The organism is Pseudomonas sp. UBA5568 (genome assembly GCF_002425525.1).
Taxonomy (GTDB): domain Bacteria; phylum Pseudomonadota; class Gammaproteobacteria; order Pseudomonadales; family Pseudomonadaceae; genus Aquipseudomonas; species Aquipseudomonas fulva.
The window spans coordinates 1-17,383 of sequence record NZ_DIMK01000016.1; the positions used below are offsets into that span (position 1 = coordinate 1).

The following is a 17,383-nucleotide window of genomic DNA, read 5'->3' on the forward strand; positions in this document are numbered from 1 at the left end:
ATCAAGACACAAGCGGCCTCGTGCCGCGATGGGCCGCATAGCGGCCCCAACTACCGCGCCCGAGTGACCCGATCCACCAGATACACCAGCCCGTGATAATCGATGCCACTGTGGGTCGACAAGCCAATTTCACAGGTGCGGCTGGTGGAGATGCCTTCACCGCAGTACTGCACCGCATCCTTCAGGCTGCGCAAGGCATGGGCATTGAGCTCCGGGGTGGTGAAGCCCTTGTCGCCGGCAAACCCGCAGCAATGAATCCCTTCAGGTATCACCACCTGCGTGCTGCACCGCCGCGCCAGGTCGATCAGCGCCTGGCTTTCGCCCAGGTGCTGCGTACTGCAGGTCACATGCACGGCGACCGGTTCATCCTGCGGAGTGAAGGTGAGCCGATCGACCAGGTGCGTACGGATGAAACGCACCGGGTCGTACAGGTCCAAACGGGTATCCCCCAGGTCCTGGACCAGGCGCAGGGTGCAGGGGCTGGTGTCGCAATAGATCGGGTCCAGGCCGCCCCGGCTGGCGTGCAGCAGGGCATTGATCAGCTCCTGGCGCTTGTGTTCAGCCTGCTCAGGGTAGCCTTTGGAGGCGAAGGGCTGGCCGCAGCACAGGCTTTCGGCATTGTCAGGAAAGACCACCTGATACCCTGCCTTCTCCAGCAGGCTGCGGGTCTTGTCGAGCAACGAGCTCTGCTCGCGATCGGCATACGCCGGGCCCATGACCTTGGACACGCAGGCAGCCAGGTAAACCACGCGAGGGCGCGGGTCGTTGTTCGCCTCACCCACGCGCACAGGGCGCACAGGCTGGGGCATGGCCGGGGTCCAGCGGGGCATGCGCCCTTTGCTGGTCTTGCTCAGGGCGGCGCTCAAGCGGTTCAGGCGCGGCGCGCCCAGCAGCTTGCGGGCGGTATTGGCGGCGGTCAGGGACAGGCGCGCGCCGCCCATGGCCGTCTTGAAGTGTTCGGCCAACCAGTCGGCGGCCTTGCCATGTTTGGCCGCCTGGGCGCGCAGCTTCTTGACCAGCTCGCCGGTGTTGATGCCCACCGGGCAGCGCTGGGCACACAGCCCCGTGGCGGCGCAGGTGTCCATGCCCTGGTACTGGAAGGTGTCGCGCAGCGCGCGGGTGTCCTGGCCGTCGCGCTCCCTGGCCTGGATATCCCGCCACATGACGATGCGCTGGCGCGGGCTGAGGGTCAGCCCCTTGGACGGGCACACCGGTTCGCAGAACCCGCATTCGATGCATTTGTCGACGATCGCGTCGGCAGCCGGCAGCGGCTTGAGGTGCTTGAGGTGGATGGCCGGGTCTTCGCTGAGCACCACATCGGGGTTGAGAATGCCGTTAGGGTCGAGCAGGCGCTTGAGCTGCCACATCAGCTGGTAGGCATCCTGGCCCCATTCGAGCGCCACGAAGGGCGCCATGTTGCGGCCGGTGCCGTGCTCGGCCTTGAGCGAGCCGCCGAACTCCACGGCCACCAACTGCGCCACGTCGTCCATGAAGGCCTGGTAGCGCGCCACTTCCTCGGCGCTGTTGAAACCCTGGGTGAAGACGAAGTGCAGGTTGCCTTCCAGCGCATGGCCGAAAATGATTGCCTCGTCGTAGCGGTGCTGGTCGAACAGCTGGATCAGCCGGTTGACGCCTTCGGCCAGTTGCTCGACGGGGAAGGTGACGTCTTCGATGATGACCGTGGTGCCGGTCTGGCGCACGGCGCCCACGGCGGGGAAGGTGTCCTTGCGGATCTTCCACAGCTGGTTGTACACCACCGGGTCTTCGCTGAAATCCACTTGCTGTTCCAGGGGGAACTCGGCAATCGAGGCCATCACTTGGTGCACTTGCTCGTGCAGCAGGGTCTGGCTGGCGGCGCGGGATTCGATCAACAGGGCGCAGGCGTTGGCCGACAGGCCCTTGACCCACACCGGCATGCCGGCCATGTCCTGCACCGAGCGCAGGCTGCGCCGGTCCAGCAACTCCACGGCCGATACGGGCTGGCGCTTGAGGATCGGCACGGCGCGGCAGCAGCTTTCGACACTGGGGAACACCAGCAGGGCGCTGGCCTTGTGCGGGTGGTCGGGCACGGTGTCGTAGGTCACCGCGCTGATGAAGCCCAGGGTGCCCTCGGAGCCGACCAGCAGGTGCTGCAGGATATCGAGCGGCTGGTCGAAATCCACCAGGGCATTGAGCGACAGGCCGGTGGTGTTCTTGAGCCGGTACTTGTGCCGGATGCGCTCGGCCAGGGCTGTGTTGGCGCGGGTCTCCCGGCCCAGGCGGGCGAGGGCGTCGAGCAAGGGGGCGTGGCTGTTCTGGAAGGCCGCGACGCTGGCCGGGTCCTCGCTGTCAAGGCAGGTGCCGTCGGCCAGCACCAGGCGCAGGCCGGCCAGGGTGTGGTAGGTGTTCTGCGCCGTGCCGCAGCACATGCCGCTGGCGTTGTTGGCGACGATACCGCCAATCTTGCAGGCATTGATCGAGGCAGGGTCGGGGCCGATCTTGCGCCCGAACGGCGCCAGCCAGGCGTTGGCCTGGGCGCCGATGACACCCGGCTGCAGCCTGATCTGTTCGCCCTGGCCGCGCACCTCGCGCCCGTTCCAGTTATCGCCCAGCACGATCAGGACCGAATCGCTGATGGCCTGGCCGGACAAGCTGGTGCCGGCGGCGCGGAAGGTGATGGGCACCCGCTCGCGCTGGGCCAGCTTGATCAGCCCGACCACCTCGTCCTCGGACTCCACCCGCACCACCAGCTTGGGGATCAGGCGATAGAAGCTGGCATCGGTGCCGAAGGCCAGGGTAGAGGTCGGGTCGTCGAAGCGACGCTCGGCAGGTATCAGGCGCTCGGCATCGCGCAGAAACGCAGCAGGCAGGCTCATGCAGTCTCCTCGCGGGGCCGCGGCGTCTGGTGCGGCGCGTGCCCCGGTAATCAGGCGGTGTTTCAGGCAGGCGCTCAGGCGCCGAGTTCGCGTACCAGCGAGTCGCGGGTGATCTCGCCGATGGACTTGGTGCCGGTCAGCACCATGGCCACGCGCATTTCTTTCTCGAACAGCTCCAGCAGGTTCTTCACCCCGGCCTGGCCATGAACGGCCAGGGCATACAGGAAGGCCCGGCCGATCAGCACGGTGTCGGCGCCCAGGGCGATCATGCGCACCACGTCCAGGCCGCTGCGAATGCCCGAGTCGGCCAGGATCTTCAGGTCGCCCTTCACCGCGTCGGCAATCGCCGGCAAGGCGCGGGCGCTGGACAGCACGCCGTCGAGCTGGCGGCCACCGTGGTTGGACACGACGATACCGTCGGCGCCGAACTTGACCGCATCGCGGGCATCGTCGGCATCGAGGATGCCCTTGATGATCATCGGGCCGTCCCAGAATTCGCGGATCCATTCCAGGTCGCGCCAGGAAATGGACGGGTCGAAATTGTTGGCCAGCCAGCCGATGTAGTCGGCCAGGCCCGTAGGGTTGCCCCGGTAGGTGGAGATGTTGCCCAGATCGTGCGGGCGGCCCATGACGCCCACGTCCCATGCCCACTGCGGGTGGGTCATGGCTTGCAGCATACGCCGCAGCGGGCCGTTCCTGCCGCTCATGCCCGAGTGGGCATCGCGGTAGCGGGCGCCGGGGGTGGGCATGTCGACGGTGAACACCAGGGTGCGAACGCCGGCAGCCTTGGCGCGCTCCAGGGCATTGCGCATGAACCCGCGGTCCTTGAGCACGTACAGCTGGAACCACATCGGCCGGTCGATGGCCGGGGCCACTTCTTCGATGGGGCAGACCGAAACGGTGGACATGGTGAACGGGATGCCGTGGGCAGCAGCCGCACGCGCCGCCTGCACTTCGCCACGGCGGGCGTACATGCCGGTCAGGCCGACCGGGGCCAGGGCCACAGGCATGCTCAGGGTTTCACCGAACAGCTCGGTCTGCAGGCTGAGTTCGGACATGTTCTTCAGCACGCGCTGGCGCAGGGCGATGCTGGCCAGGTCCGAAACGTTATGGCGCAGGGTGTGCTCGGCGTAGGCGCCGCCATCGGCATAGTGGAACAGGAAGGGCGGCAACTTGCGTTGGGCGGCGGCGCGGTAATCGGTAGAGGCAGAAATGATCATGGGCTCTCGCAGCTTGGCAGGTGAGTAAGGCCGGGCGATGTGGGCTGCCCGGCCCCTTTCACTTTAGTGATGAACCAGCATGCCGGTCAGCCAGTAGGCCTGCACCAAGGTGATCAGGCCGACGATGGTGGCGAAGAACAGGCTGTGCTTGACGGTGAAGCGGAACAGGTCGGACTCCTTACCCACAAGGCCGGTGGCGGCGCACGCCACGGCGATCGACTGCGGCGAAATCATCTTTCCGGTCACGCCGCCGCTGGTGTTGGCTGCAACCAGCAGGGTGTCGTTCACGCCGATCTGGTGCGCGGTGGTGGCTTGCAACGAGCTGAACAGGGCGTTGGAGGAGGTGTCCGAACCGGTCAGGAACACCCCCAGCCAGCCCAGGAACGGCGAGAAGAACGGGAACGCCGCGCCGGTGCCGGCCAGTACCAGGGCCATGGTCGAGGACATGCCGGAATAGTTGGTCACGAAGGCGAAGGCCAGCACCATGCCGATGGACAGAATGGGCCAGCGCAGCTCGAAGAGTGTTTCCTTGAAAGTGGTCAGACCAGTCTTGACGTTGATCTTGAGCACGGCCATGGAGATCAGTGCCGACAGGAAGATCGCGGTGCCCGTGGCAGAAATCGGGTCGAGCTTGAACACGGCCGGCATGGCGGTAGGCGCAGCCACGATGGGGGCGGTCTTGATCACCAGTTGGTCGAGGTGCGGGATGGCGAAGTTGAACACGAAGTTGTACATCGCACCGCCCGGGGCGAACGCGGCCTTGAAGGGCTTGAGGGTCCAGATCGTCACCAGCACCGTGAGGATCAGGAACGGCGACCAGGCCTTGAAGATTTCACCCAGGCTGTAGGGGCTTGGCTGGCTGCCACCGGTTTGCACCACGGCCGCGCCGACGCTGCCGGTGGCCGCCGCGAACGAACGCTTGGGCTGCCACACTTTCAGGAACAAGGTCAGGGCGATCAGGCTGGCCAGGGCCGAGGTGATGTCAGGGAGTTCCGGGCCGATGAAGTTCGAGGTGAAGTACTGGGTGACGGCGAAGCTCAGGCCGGCCACCAGGGCCGCAGGCCAGGTTTCCTTCACGCCGCGCAGGCCGTCCATCATGAACACCAGCCAGAACGGCACGAACAGCGACAGCAACGGCAGCTGGCGACCAGTCATGGCGCCGATGTGGAAGGCGTCGATGCCGGTGACCTGGCCTGCCACGATGATCGGGATGCCCAGCGCGCCGAAGGCGACCGGTGCGGTGTTGGCGATCAGGCACAGGCCTGCGGCGTACAGCGGGTTGAAGCCAAGGCCCACCAGCAGCGCGGCGGTGATCGCCACCGGTGCACCAAAGCCGGCCGCCCCTTCCAGGAAGGCGCCGAAGCAGAAGCCGATCAGCAACACCTGCAGGCGCTGGTCGTCGGTGATCGACAGCACCGAACTGCGGATCACCTCGAACTGGCCGCTCTTGACCGTGAGTTTGTACAGGAACACGGCCGCGACGATGATCCAGGCGATGGGCCACAGACCATAGAGGAAGCCGTAGCCGGCAGCCGCCAGGGCCATGTCGACAGGCATCTGGAAGGCAAAGATCGCCACCAGGATCGACAAGCCCAAGGTGATGCTGCCGGCGACATGGCCCTTCAGACGGAAGACGGCCAGGGCCAGGAAGAAGAAGACGATGGGGATGACCGCCGCCAGTGCGGACAGGCCGAGACTGCCCAGCGGGCTGTAGAGTTGTTGCCAGGTTTGCATATGGGGTGGCCCCTAATTGTTGTTGGTCATGCGCCGGCCCTGGATAATTGGTAAGACCAATTTACAATGGCTCGCCGCTAGGTTAAAAGCGCACACGGGGGTGTGTCAATTTGTCCGAGGCAGCACTTTGGTCGAATGCCGATGAGCGGGCAGGTGATGTGGCGTGAAAATCGAGCGCTGGTGGGTGTCGGCCGGCTGTGGATCGGCGAGAATGGATGCCCCGGATATCAGCCGGGATTCGTGGAGAGCGTGTGATGGTTTTTGATCAGGTCCGCCAGCGGCGCCTGTCCGACGACATTGTCGATCGGTTGGAAGGGATGATTCTGGAAGGCACGTTGACGTCGGGCCAGCGGCTGCCAGCCGAACGCGTGCTGGCCGAGCAGTTTGGGGTATCACGCCCGTCGTTGCGCGAAGCGATCCAGAAGCTGGTGGCCAAGGGGTTGCTGGTCAGCAAGCAAGGCGGCGGCAACTATGTGGCGCAGTCGCTGGGCTCCACGTTCAGTGACCCGTTGTTGCAACTGCTCGAACACAGCCCTCAGGCGCAACACGACCTGCTGGAGTTTCGCCATACCCTGGAGGCGTCTTGTGCCTACTACGCGGCCCAGCGCGCCACCGCACCCGACCGGGCTCGCTTGAAGGAGGCGTTCGACGTGCTGCAGGACTGCTACGCACGGGTGGGGGAGGTCACGCGGGCCGAAGAAGGCGCCGCCGATGCGCGCTTTCACCTGGCCATTGCCGAGGCCAGTCACAATGCCGTGCTGCTGCACACCATTCGCGGCTTGTTCGACCTGCTCAAGCGCAACGTGGTCACCAACATCGGTGGCATGTACCAGCAACGCAGCGAAACGCGCGACATGCTGATCAGCCAGCACCGGGAGTTGTACCTGGCGATCGTCGAAGGCAGGGCCGAGGATGCGCGGGAGGTGTCCAGCCGGCACATTCTGTACGTGCAGGAGGTGCTCGAAGAGGCGCATGAAGAGGCGCAGCGGGTCGCACGGGCGGAGCGGCGCAACGGGCACTGAGGGTATGTGTGCGGGCGAGTGTACGCATGAACAGGTGGCCGCTGTGGGCGGCGCGCTGTTCACGGCAGGTAAGCTTCCCCTTGATGAAACGATCGGGCAACTAGTTGCCCGTATCATCACTCGGCGGGGAAGAGGGGCAAGCGTTAGTCTTCCTTGCCCTTGTTGCGCACGGCCCGCTGCAGCTCGCGGTTGGAATCGCGTTCGCGCACGGTATCGCGCTTGTCGTATTCCTTCTTGCCCTTACCCAGTGCGATTTCGCACTTGATCAGGTGCTTGCTCCAATACAGCGCCAATGCCACGCAGGTATAACCCTTTTGCGCCACGGCCGCTTCGAGCCGCTCGAGCTCACGCTTGTTGAGCAGCAGCTTGCGGGTGCGGATGGGGTCTGCGATGACGTGGGTGCTGGCGGTGGTCAGCGGGGTGATGTGGCTGCCGAACAGCCAGGCCTCACCGTCCTTGAGCAGCACGTAGCTGTCAACGAGGTGCGCCTTGCCGGCTCGCAGGCTTTTTACTTCCCAGCCGGACAGGACCAGCCCGGCCTCGAACTTGTGTTCGATGAAGTAATCGTGTCGCGCTTTCTTGTTCTGCGCGATGGTCCCGGTCGGATGTTTTTTTTGCTTAGCCATAGGGTCGGCATTATAGGCAAGTCCGCGCGTCGTCCGCTATGGGATTTCTGCGTGCTTGAGCCACTGGAATGAATACCGGACAATGCAGGCACTGTCATAGGTACAGAACCTGTAATCGGAATGCTGCGAAGCACCGCCACCCAGCCTAGGAAGTGACGCCTGGATGACTACCCATATTCAACGCTCCGCCCTGCTGCCGTATCCTGCCCAGGCCTTGTACGACCTGGTAAACGATGTAGCCAGCTACCCGGACTTCTTGCCCTGGTGTTCCGACTCGACGGTGCTCGAAGCCAGCGAAACCCACATGCGCGCCAAGCTCGAGGTGGCCAAAGGCGGTATCAGCCAGCACTTCGTTACCCGCAATGTGCTGATGCCGGGGGAATCCATCGAGATGAACCTGGAGGAGGGGCCGTTCTCCCAGCTGCATGGCATCTGGGTGTTCAAGCCGCTGGGCGAGAAGGCCTGCAAGATCAGCTTGGACCTGTCGTTCGACTATGCCGGCTCATTGGTGCGCGCCACGCTGGGGCCGCTTTTCAATCAGGCAGCCAATACCCTGGTGGATGCGTTCTGCGAGCGTGCCAAGCAGTTGTACGCTGCTTCGTAAGGTCTGCAATCGAGGTATCGCCAAGCGCCTCCAGTGGCAGGAGGCGGTGACGTTTGATTGGCAGCGTTTCTTGCAGCAATGAAAAAGCCCGGACACTGTCCGGGCTTTTTTGTATCAGCGCGTTTAGCGCGTTTCCAGCGGTGCCGGTGTCGGCACTGGCGTGGTTTCGATGGTGTCGATTTCGCGCTGGATGGATTCCTCGACCGAGCCTGGTTTGGCCGGTTTTTCTTCCGGCTGGGTTGCCGGCTGCTCGCCGTTGGCGCCTGGGCTGACCGTGGTGTCACCGCTGCCACCGAGGATTTCCTGGTCGCGGCTGACGCCCGGCATGAAGTCGCCAGACAGGCTTACGAGCTGGTCGCTTTCATTGAAGAAAATGCTCATGCGTTCCTGTTGGCGCTGACCGCCACCAGGTTGCAGGCTGTAGAGGTAATCCCACCGGTTGGTGTGGAACGTATCCTGAATCAGAGGGTTACCCATGATAAACCGCACTTGCCGCCGGGTCATTCCCGGACGCAATTGGTCTATCATGTCTTGCGTGACGACATTGCCCTGCTGGATGTCGATTTTGTAAACCCCGGGAAACGAGCAACCGGCGAGTGCGAGCAGTCCCACGAAGGTGAGGCTGGTTAGCAAGAGCTTGGTGTTTTGCATCGGTGGGCGACTTCCACTATCTTGGCTGGACAACGTAAACACCGATCATACCCGTATTAAGAGAAGCTGCGAAGCAGCATCGGCGAGAAAGCTGACCATGGTTGAAAATAGCGAATTGCGCAAAGCCGGTCTCAAGGTGACCCTGCCTCGAGTCAAGATCCTTCAAATGCTCGACTCTGCCGAGCAGCGTCACATGAGCGCCGAAGATGTGTACAAGGCCCTCATGGAGGCAGGCGAGGATGTTGGCCTGGCCACCGTGTACCGTGTACTGACCCAGTTCGAAGCAGCAGGTCTGGTGGTTCGCCACAACTTCGACGGCGGTCATGCGGTGTTTGAACTGGCCGATGGCGGTCACCACGACCATATGGTCAACGTGGATACCAGTGAAGTCATCGAGTTCATGGACGCCGAGATCGAGAAGCGTCAGCGTGAAATTGTCGAAGAGCACGGTTTCGAGCTGGTGGACCACAACCTGGTCCTTTATGTGCGTAAGAAGAAGTAACGATTACTTCGTTCTTAAACAGCAAAGGCGACCCTAGGGTCGCCTTTGTTTTTTCTGCAAGCGGTGGTGTTGGCCGTTACCCCGGCCCTTTGCCGAATGACTTCAGGCCTTGCCGCTGACCACCATCTTGCGCGCATGGGCCAGCGATTCCTTGGTCAGGTCGATGCCACCCAGCATGCGCGCCACTTCCTCGACTCGTTCGCGTTTGCCAAGGCTGGCCACAGCCGTGTGCGTGGTATCGCTCTCGCGGACCTTGTGCACGAACAGGTGATGATGGCCTTGCGCGGCCACCTGGGGCAGGTGGGTGACGGTCAATACCTGGCCGCGTTCGCCCAGGCGACGCAACAGTTGGCCCACGATTTCCGCCGTCGGCCCGCCGATGCCTACGTCCACTTCGTCGAACACCAGGGTAGGGATGCGCGAGGTCTGGGCCGTGATGACCTGGATCGCCAGGCTGATCCGGGACAGTTCGCCGCCCGAGGCGACTTTGGACAGCGCCTTCAGGGGTTGGCCGGGGTTGGCGCTGACCAGCAATTCGATCTGCTCGAGCCCATTGGGTGAAAGGTCGGCCGTCTCATTGGGCGTGAGCTGAATGCAGAAGCGACCGCCGGGCATGCCCAGGCGCTGGATTTCCTGCTCGACAGCCTCTGCCAGCTGCTTGGCGGCATGCTGACGCAGCCCGCTCAGTTCGCGGGCCTTCTCTTTATAGTGCTGAGCGAATGCAGCCATCTCTTCGCCCAGGCGTTCCAGCGATTCGTCGCTGGCGTTGAGCCCTTCGAGTTCCTCCATCAACTGCTGCTGCAGGTGGGGTAGCTCCGTGGGGTGCACCCGGTGCTTGCGCGCCAGGGTATAGATGGTGTCGAGGCGTTCTTCCAGGGCCTGCAGGCGCATGGGGTCGGCATCGAAGTTGTCGAGGAAACGGTTGAGCTCGCCCACGGCTTCTTCCACCTGAATCTGCGCGCTGGCAATCAGGTTGGCCGCTTCCGACAGTGCCTTGGGGGCGTTGCTGGCAGCGCCCAACCGGTTGAGGCTGGAGGTGAGCGCGCCAAGCACATTGCCCGAATCGCTTTCACTGCACTGGTCGATGACCTGGCGGCAAATGCCGAACAGGGCCTCGGCGCTGGTGAGGTTCTTGTGCTCCTGCTCCAGGTGCTCCAGCTCGTTTTCGCCCAGGCCCAGGTTGTCCAGCTCTTCGAGCTGGTAGCTGAGCAGCTGGTGACGGGCCCGCTGTTCGTCGCCGGAATTGGACAGGCGCTCCAGTTCGAGTCGCGTCTGGTTCCAGCGCTTGGCCGCCATTTGCACCTGCCGGGCCAGGTCGATGGCCCCGGCGTACTCGTCGAGCAGGCGCCGGTGGGTGTCGGCCTTGAGCAGGGACTGGTGCTCATGCTGGCTGTGGATGTCTATCAGCAGCTCGCCCAGGGCCTTGAGGTCGCCGAGCGGGCAGGGCGTGCCGTTGATGTAGCCACGGCTGCGGCCTTCGGCAGTGATGACACGCCGCAGGATGCACAGCCCGTCGCTGGCGAGGTCGCGTTCGGCCAGCCAGGTGTGGGCTTCGGGAATGTCGACCAGGTCGAACGTGGCGAGGATGTCGGCCTTGTCGGTGCCGGGGCGTACCACACCGCTGTCGGCGCGGTCGCCCAGGGCCAGGCCCAGGGCATCGAGCATGATCGACTTGCCCGCACCTGTCTCGCCCGTGATCACGGACATGCCGCGGGCGATTTCCAGGTCGAGGTGTTCGACGATGGCGTAGTTGTGAATGGACAGGTGCACCAGCATGAGGGCGACTCCAGAAAGTCATGTCTGGTTATTTATACAGTAGTTTTTTCCAGCCTGCCAATGCCCTTTTGGCGCAAACGCTTGAAGGCGTAAAAACCGGGTTGCCCCTTGAAGCTGTATTTTCCGGCCCCATATACGCCACATCACCGGCGAGCCTGGCTCGCAGTCCACCAAATTGCGCAGGAGATATCCCATGGCTGATGAGCAGCTGAACGAGAAAGACCTCAACGTCGAGCAAACCGGTGCCGACAACGCAGCTGATGCCCGCGTGCTGGAACTCGAAGAACAGCTGGCCGCGGCCAAGGACCAGTCGCTGCGTACCGTGGCCGAACTGCAGAACATCCGCCGTCGTGCCGAGCAGGATGTGGAAAAGGCGCACAAGTTCGCCCTGGAAAAATTCTCCACCGACCTGCTGCCTGTGATCGACAGCCTGGAACTGGCCCTGGCTCACTCCAGCGCCCAGGACGAACACGTCAAGCAGATCCGCGAAGGCGTCGAGCTGACCCTGAAGATGTTCCAGGACACCCTCAAGCGCTACAACCTCGAAGCCATCGACCCGCACGGCCAGCCGTTCAACCCTGAGCATCATCAGGCCATGGCCATGCAGGAAAACGCCGAGGTCGAACCCAACAGCGTATTGAACGTGTTCCAGAAGGGCTACCTGCTCAACGGCCGCCTGCTGCGCCCCGCCATGGTGGTGGTCAGCAAGGCGCCGAGCGCAGCGCAACCTTCTATCGATGAAAAGGCTTGAAATCCTTCCGGGCATCCCCATCTAAGTGTCAAGCCTTCAAGTATTACCGCAGTTGGCCACAGTAGCCGCTGCTACCTCATTCAAGTTTCGGGAGAGTTAACATGGGCAAGATCATCGGTATCGACCTGGGGACCACCAACTCGTGCGTCTCCGTGCTGGAAAACGGTAACGTCAAAGTCATCGAGAACGCCGAGGGTGCGCGTACCACCCCCTCGATCGTGGCCTACGCCAACGACGGCGAAATCTTGGTCGGCCAGTCGGCCAAGCGCCAGGCCGTGACCAACCCGCACAATACGCTGTTTGCCGTCAAGCGCCTGATCGGCCGCCGCTTCGAAGAAGACGTCGTGCAGAAAGACATCAAGCTGGTGCCTTACAAGATCGTCAAGGCCAACAATGGCGACGCCTGGGTTCAGGCCAGCGGCAAAGACATGGCCCCGCCGCAGATCAGCGCTGAAGTGCTGAAGAAAATGAAGAAGACCGCCGAAGACTACCTCGGCGAGCCTGTGACCGAAGCGGTCATCACCGTGCCGGCCTACTTCAACGACAGCCAGCGTCAGGCCACCAAGGACGCCGGCCGCATCGCCGGCCTGGACGTCAAGCGCATCATCAACGAGCCGACCGCCGCTGCACTGGCCTACGGCATGGACAAGGCCAAGGGCGACCACACCGTCATCGTCTATGACCTGGGTGGTGGTACCTTCGACGTATCGGTCATCGAAATTGCCGAAGTCGACGGCGAGCATCAGTTCGAAGTACTGGCCACCAACGGCGACACCTTCCTGGGTGGCGAAGACTTCGACATGCGCCTGATCGACTACCTCGTCGACGAGTTCAAGAAAGAGTCCGGCATGGACCTGAAGAACGATCCGCTGGCCCTGCAGCGCCTGAAGGAAGCTGCTGAAAAGGCCAAGATCGAGCTGTCCTCGGCCCAGTCGACCGACGTCAACCTGCCGTACATCACTGCAGATGCAACCGGTCCGAAGCACTTGAACGTGAAGATTTCCCGCGCCAAGCTGGAATCGCTGGTCGAAGACCTGGTCAGCCGCACCATCGAGCCTTGCCGCATTGCGCTCAAGGACGCCGGTATCGACGCCAGCAAGATCGACGACGTGATCCTGGTCGGTGGCCAGACCCGTATGCCGCTGGTTCAGAAAGCCGTTGCCGACTTCTTCGGCAAGGAAGCGCGCAAGGACGTGAACCCGGACGAAGCCGTTGCCATGGGTGCCGCCATCCAGGGCGCAGTATTGGCCGGTGACGTGAAGGACGTTCTGCTGCTGGACGTCAGCCCGCTGACCCTGGGTATCGAAACCATGGGCGGCGTGATGACCTCGCTGATCGAGAAGAACACCACCATCCCGACCAAGAAGTCGCAGGTGTTCTCGACGGCCGACGACAACCAGGGCGCCGTGACCATTCACGTGCTGCAAGGCGAGCGCAAGCAGGCGGCACAGAACAAGTCGCTGGGCAAGTTCGACCTGGCTGACATTCCGCCAGCACCACGTGGCGTGCCGCAGATCGAAGTGACCTTCGACATCGACGCCAACGGCATCCTGCACGTCAGCGCCAAAGACAAGGCCACTGGCAAGTCGCAGTCCATCGTCATCAAGGCCAACTCCGGCCTGTCGGACGACGAAATCGAGCGCATGGTGCGTGACGCCGAGGCCAACGCCGAGGAAGACCGCAAGTTCGAAGAGCTGGCCGCTGCCCGTAACCAGGGTGATGCACTGGTTCACTCGACCCGCAAGATGGTCGCCGACGCGGGTGACAAGGTCACCGCCGAAGAAAAGACTGCCATCGAAGCGGCCGTGGTCGCCCTGGAAACCGCCGTCAAAGGCGACGACAAGGCTGCCATCGACGCCAAGGTCGAAGAGCTGTCCAAGGTCTCTGCACCGGTTGCCCAGAAGATGTACGCCGAGCAGTCGGCTGAACAGCCTCAGGGCGGCGCGCAGCAGGCCGAGCCGGAAGCCAAGCACGATGACGTGGTGGACGCCGAGTTCGAAGAAGTGAAAGACAACAACAAGCAGTAATTTCTGCAAGTTGTCGGCCAGTGCACCGCCGTTTGGCGGTGAACTGGTAGGATGTCGCCGCGCGGGGGCTTGCTCCCGCGTTGACGTATCTGGAATTCGAGAATTTTTGCAGCATTTGTCAGCCCCTCATGGGGAGCAGGTGCTGACGGCGCGGCGCAGATGCCGGACGCCCAACAAGGTGCAAATGACCTATGTCCAAGCGTGATTATTATGAGGTCCTGGGTGTCGAGCGCGGCGCCACGGATGCTGACCTCAAGAAAGCCTATCGCCGGTTGGCGATGAAGTACCACCCCGACCGCAACCCGGGTGACAAAGAGTCCGAAGACAAATTCAAGGAAGCCAACGAGGCCTACGAGGTCCTGTCGGACGCCAGCAAGCGCGCAGCGTTCGACCAGTATGGTCATGCCGGTGTCGACCCGAGCATGGGTGGCGGCGGGGCCGGTTTCGGGGGCGCCAACTTCTCCGATATCTTCGGTGATGTGTTCAGCGATTTCTTCGGCGGCGGCCGGGGTGGTGGACGCGGTGGCGCCCAGCGCGGCAGCGACCTGCGCTACACCCTGGAGCTGAACCTGGAAGAAGCCGTACGCGGCACCACGGTCAGCATTCGCGTGCCGACGCTGGTCAACTGCCAGCCGTGCGATGGCAGCGGTGCGAAGAAAGGCTCCACCCCGTCGACGTGCCCGACCTGCGGCGGTATCGGCCAGGTGCGCATGCAGCAGGGCTTCTTCTCGGTGCAGCAGACCTGCCCGCGCTGCCATGGCCAGGGCAAGATCATCACCGACCCTTGTGGCGCCTGCCATGGCGAAGGCCGGGTCGAGGAATACAAGACCCTGTCGGTCAAGGTGCCAGCAGGCGTCGACACCGGTGATCGCATACGCCTGTCGGGCGAGGGCGAAGCCGGCGCGCACGGTGGGCCGACCGGTGACCTGTACGTGGTGATCAACGTGCGTGAGCACGAGATCTTCCAGCGTGATGGCAAGCACTTGTACTGCGAAGTGCCGATCAGCTTCACCGATGCTGCGCTCGGTGGCGAACTCGAGGTGCCAACCCTCGACGGTCGGGTCAAGCTGCGCATTCCCGAAGGCACCCAGACCGGCAAGCAGTTCCGCCTGCGTGGCAAGGGCGTGGCGCCTGTGCGCGGTGGTGGTGCGGGCGATCTACTGTGCCGCGTGGCGGTGGAGACGCCGGTCAACCTCAGCCGTCGCCAGCGCGAGCTGCTTGAAGAGCTGCGTGATTCGCTCGAAGGCGACAGCTCCCATTCGCCCAAGGCCAATGGCTGGTTCGATGGCGTGAAGCGTTTCTTCGGCGATCTCTGACAAGGAAAAGGCTATGCGACGTATTGCAGTGATGGGCGCGGCAGGGCGAATGGGCAAGACCCTCGTCGAGGCCGTGCAGCAAACCGCAGGTGCCGGACTCACGGCTGCCATCGACCGCCCGGACAGCACGCTGGTGGGTGCGGACGCAGGCGAGTTGGCGGCCCTGGGGCGCATTGGCGTGCTGCTGTCAGACGACCTGGCCAAGGTTGCCGATGACTTCGACGTGCTGATCGACTTCACCCATCCATCGGTCACCCTGAAGAACCTGGCGTTCTGCCGCAAGCATGGCAAGGCCATGGTCATCGGCACCACCGGGTTCACCGTGGAAGAAAAGCACCTGCTGGCCGAAGCGGGCAAAGACATCCCGATCGTGTTCGCGGCCAACTTCAGTGTGGGCGTCAACCTCAGCCTCAAGCTGCTGGACATCGCGGCGCGTGTGCTGGGCGATGACGTCGATATCGAGATCCTCGAGGCGCATCACCGCCATAAGGTCGATGCGCCTTCGGGCACCGCGCTGCGCATGGGTGAAGTGGTGGCCAATGCGCTGGGGCGCGACCTGCAGGAAGTGGCGGTGTATGGCCGCGAAGGGCAGACCGGTGCACGTGATCGCAAGACCATCGGCTTTGCCACGGTGCGCGCCGGCGATGTGGTCGGTGATCACACGGTGCTGTTCGCTGCCGAAGGCGAGCGCCTGGAGATCACCCACAAGGCCTCCAGCCGCATGACATTCGCCAAGGGTGCCGTGCGAGCGGCTTTGTGGCTGGACGGGCGCGAGCCTGGCCTGTACGACATGCAGGATGTGCTCGAGCTGCACTGAGCCATCGGTCGTGACCAGGGCAACCTGCCGCCGCTGACGCGCACCTGTGCGGATCTAGGCGGTGGGGCTCGCTTCTGGCGCGTGGCTCTGGCAGCGGTCTGTCGCATTCATGTGTTTAAGAGGCACATATGCGGTAGACCCAAAACGCACTTTTCTGTAAGCTACAGCTTTAGTGTGTCCACTAAAAGCGCGCAGCGAATTGAATTCAGCACATAAAAGCGGGGTGACGTGTCCATACGTCACTCCGCTTTTTTGCAACCTGCGATCGCCCTTTCATGCTTGATTTTCGGGAGGTCTTCTTGACAAAGCCAGCCATACTCGCCCTTGCCGACGGCAGTATTTTCCGCGGTGAGGCAATCGGTGCCGACGGCCAGACCGTTGGTGAGGTGGTATTCAACACCGCTATGACCGGCTACCAGGAAATCCTTACAGACCCTTCCTACGCGCAGCAAATCGTTACCCTGACCTACCCGCACATCGGCAACACCGGCACCACGCCGGAGGACGCAGAATCCAACCGCGTCTGGTCGGCCGGCCTGGTCATTCGCGATCTCCCGCTGCTGGCCAGCAACTGGCGTAACACTCAGTCGCTGCCCGAGTACCTCAAGGCCAACAACGTGGTGGCCATTGCGGGTATCGACACCCGCCGCCTGACCCGAATCCTGCGTGAAAAGGGCGCTCAGAACGGCTGCATCCTGGCCGGTGACGACATCAGCGAAGAAGCCGCGATCGCTGCTGCGCGCGGCTTCCCAGGCCTTAAAGGCATGGACCTGGCCAAGGTGGTTTCCACCAAGGAACGCTACGAATGGCGCTCTAGCGTGTGGGAGCTCAAGACCGACAGCCACCCCACCCTCGAAGCTGCCGACCTGCCTTACCATGTGGTTGCGTTCGACTACGGCGTCAAGCTGAACATCCTGCGCATGCTGGTCGCCCGTGGCTGCCGCGTCACCGTGGTACCGGCCCAGACGCCGGCGAGCGAAGTGCTGGCTCTCAACCCGGACGGCGTTTTCCTGTCCAACGGCCCGGGCGACCCTGAGCCTTGCGACTACGCCATTCAGGCGATCAAGGAAATCCTGGAAACCGACATCCCGGTCTTCGGCATCTGCCTGGGTCACCAGCTGCTGGCCTTGGCCTCCGGCGCCAAGACCGTGAAGATGGGTCACGGCCACCACGGTGCCAACCACCCGGTTCAGGACCTCGATACCGGTGTGGTCATGATCACCAGCCAGAACCACGGCTTTGCGGTAGACGAAGCGACCTTGCCTGGCAACGTGCGCGCCATTCACAAGTCGCTGTTCGACGGCACCTTGCAGGGTATCGAGCGCACCGACAAGAGCGCGTTCAGCTTCCAGGGCCACCCTGAAGCGAGCCCAGGCCCGACCGACGTCGCGCCCCTGTTCGATCGTTTCACCGATGCCATGGCCAAGCGCCGCTGAGTCTCCTGCTTCAAGGCCCCGGGCGGCATGTGCCATGCCCGGATGC

14 protein-coding genes are annotated in these 17,383 nt (G+C 63.1%); 8 read left to right on the plus strand and 6 right to left on the minus strand.

The window, feature by feature from the left end; genetic code table 11:
* Positions 1-50: 50 nt before the first annotated feature.
* From B2S33_RS04890 to B2S33_RS04900, 3 genes are all read right to left on the minus strand, one after another.
* The gene (locus B2S33_RS04890) at positions 51-2,855 is read right to left on the minus strand and encodes an FAD-binding and (Fe-S)-binding domain-containing protein (RefSeq protein WP_197874717.1); all 2,805 of its coding nucleotides are present in this window, start codon (positions 2,853-2,855) and stop codon (positions 51-53) included.
* A 74-nt stretch (positions 2,856-2,929) separates the two neighbouring features.
* Positions 2,930-4,075: an FMN-dependent L-lactate dehydrogenase LldD gene (gene lldD / locus B2S33_RS04895; protein WP_028687803.1), complete on the minus strand. Its 1,146-nt coding sequence runs from the start codon at positions 4,073-4,075 to the stop codon at positions 2,930-2,932.
* 63 nt (positions 4,076-4,138) lie between these two features.
* On the minus strand, positions 4,139-5,809 hold the full coding sequence (locus tag B2S33_RS04900) for a lactate permease LctP family transporter (protein ID WP_049696585.1): 1,671 nt from the start codon (positions 5,807-5,809) through the stop codon (positions 4,139-4,141).
* A 254-nt stretch (positions 5,810-6,063) separates the two neighbouring features.
* On the opposite strand from B2S33_RS04900, the gene B2S33_RS04905 reads away from it, so the two are divergent.
* Positions 6,064-6,831 carry an FCD domain-containing protein gene (locus B2S33_RS04905; RefSeq protein WP_027915425.1) on the plus strand — a complete coding sequence of 256 codons (768 nt, stop codon included), beginning with the start codon at positions 6,064-6,066 and terminating at the stop codon, positions 6,829-6,831.
* 143 nt (positions 6,832-6,974) lie between these two features.
* On the opposite strand, the gene smpB is transcribed toward B2S33_RS04905, so the two are convergent.
* Positions 6,975-7,457: an SsrA-binding protein SmpB gene (smpB, locus tag B2S33_RS04910; protein ID WP_023533119.1), complete on the minus strand. Its 483-nt coding sequence runs from the start codon at positions 7,455-7,457 to the stop codon at positions 6,975-6,977.
* A 163-nt stretch (positions 7,458-7,620) separates the two neighbouring features.
* Between smpB and B2S33_RS04915 the strand changes: the two genes are divergently transcribed.
* Complete coding sequence (locus B2S33_RS04915; protein WP_288649989.1) at positions 7,621-8,061, plus strand: type II toxin-antitoxin system RatA family toxin; 441 nt, start codon at positions 7,621-7,623, stop codon at positions 8,059-8,061.
* Positions 8,062-8,184: 123 nt separating this feature from the next.
* On the opposite strand, the gene B2S33_RS04920 is transcribed toward B2S33_RS04915, so the two are convergent.
* Positions 8,185-8,712 carry an outer membrane protein assembly factor BamE gene (locus B2S33_RS04920; RefSeq protein WP_104925832.1) on the minus strand — a complete coding sequence of 176 codons (528 nt, stop codon included), beginning with the start codon at positions 8,710-8,712 and terminating at the stop codon, positions 8,185-8,187.
* A 97-nt stretch (positions 8,713-8,809) separates the two neighbouring features.
* On the opposite strand from B2S33_RS04920, the gene fur reads away from it, so the two are divergent.
* Positions 8,810-9,214, plus strand: coding sequence for a ferric iron uptake transcriptional regulator (fur, locus tag B2S33_RS04925; RefSeq protein ID WP_023533128.1), 405 nt, complete (start codon positions 8,810-8,812; stop codon positions 9,212-9,214).
* A 102-nt stretch (positions 9,215-9,316) separates the two neighbouring features.
* On the opposite strand, the gene recN is transcribed toward fur, so the two are convergent.
* Entirely contained in the window at positions 9,317-10,990 is a 1,674-nt protein-coding gene (gene recN / locus B2S33_RS04930) for a DNA repair protein RecN (protein WP_027915423.1), read from the minus strand.
* A gap of 193 nt (positions 10,991-11,183) precedes the next feature.
* Between recN and grpE the strand changes: the two genes are divergently transcribed.
* From grpE to carA, 5 genes are all read left to right on the plus strand, one after another.
* Entirely contained in the window at positions 11,184-11,741 is a 558-nt protein-coding gene (grpE, locus tag B2S33_RS04935; RefSeq protein WP_027915422.1) for a nucleotide exchange factor GrpE, read from the plus strand.
* 101 nt (positions 11,742-11,842) lie between these two features.
* On the plus strand, positions 11,843-13,768 hold the full coding sequence (gene dnaK / locus B2S33_RS04940; RefSeq protein WP_023533180.1) for a molecular chaperone DnaK: 1,926 nt from the start codon (positions 11,843-11,845) through the stop codon (positions 13,766-13,768).
* 191 nt (positions 13,769-13,959) lie between these two features.
* Positions 13,960-15,084: a molecular chaperone DnaJ gene (dnaJ, locus tag B2S33_RS04945; protein WP_027915421.1), complete on the plus strand. Its 1,125-nt coding sequence runs from the start codon at positions 13,960-13,962 to the stop codon at positions 15,082-15,084.
* A gap of 13 nt (positions 15,085-15,097) precedes the next feature.
* Positions 15,098-15,901: a 4-hydroxy-tetrahydrodipicolinate reductase gene (gene dapB / locus B2S33_RS04950; RefSeq protein WP_028687807.1), complete on the plus strand. Its 804-nt coding sequence runs from the start codon at positions 15,098-15,100 to the stop codon at positions 15,899-15,901.
* Positions 15,902-16,200: 299 nt separating this feature from the next.
* Complete coding sequence (gene carA / locus B2S33_RS04955; RefSeq protein WP_027915419.1) at positions 16,201-17,337, plus strand: glutamine-hydrolyzing carbamoyl-phosphate synthase small subunit; 1,137 nt, start codon at positions 16,201-16,203, stop codon at positions 17,335-17,337.
* The last annotated feature ends 46 nt before the right edge of the window (positions 17,338-17,383 follow it).

Coding starts and splice junctions, on each gene's coding strand:
- grpE (WP_027915422.1), top strand. CDS start 11,184: ATGGCTGATGAGCAGCTGAACGAGAAAGACCTCAACGTCGAGCAAACC.
- B2S33_RS04920 (WP_104925832.1), bottom strand. CDS start 8,712: ATGCAAAACACCAAGCTCTTGCTAACCAGCCTCACCTTCGTGGGACTG.
- smpB (WP_023533119.1), bottom strand. CDS start 7,457: ATGGCTAAGCAAAAAAAACATCCGACCGGGACCATCGCGCAGAACAAG.
- fur (WP_023533128.1), top strand. CDS start 8,810: ATGGTTGAAAATAGCGAATTGCGCAAAGCCGGTCTCAAGGTGACCCTG.
- lldD (WP_028687803.1), bottom strand. CDS start 4,075: ATGATCATTTCTGCCTCTACCGATTACCGCGCCGCCGCCCAACGCAAG.
- B2S33_RS04900 (WP_049696585.1), bottom strand. CDS start 5,809: ATGCAAACCTGGCAACAACTCTACAGCCCGCTGGGCAGTCTCGGCCTG.
- recN (WP_027915423.1), bottom strand. CDS start 10,990: ATGCTGGTGCACCTGTCCATTCACAACTACGCCATCGTCGAACACCTC.
- dapB (WP_028687807.1), top strand. CDS start 15,098: ATGCGACGTATTGCAGTGATGGGCGCGGCAGGGCGAATGGGCAAGACC.
- B2S33_RS04890 (WP_197874717.1), bottom strand. CDS start 2,855: ATGAGCCTGCCTGCTGCGTTTCTGCGCGATGCCGAGCGCCTGATACCT.
- B2S33_RS04905 (WP_027915425.1), top strand. CDS start 6,064: ATGGTTTTTGATCAGGTCCGCCAGCGGCGCCTGTCCGACGACATTGTC.
- B2S33_RS04915 (WP_288649989.1), top strand. CDS start 7,621: ATGACTACCCATATTCAACGCTCCGCCCTGCTGCCGTATCCTGCCCAG.
- dnaJ (WP_027915421.1), top strand. CDS start 13,960: ATGTCCAAGCGTGATTATTATGAGGTCCTGGGTGTCGAGCGCGGCGCC.
- dnaK (WP_023533180.1), top strand. CDS start 11,843: ATGGGCAAGATCATCGGTATCGACCTGGGGACCACCAACTCGTGCGTC.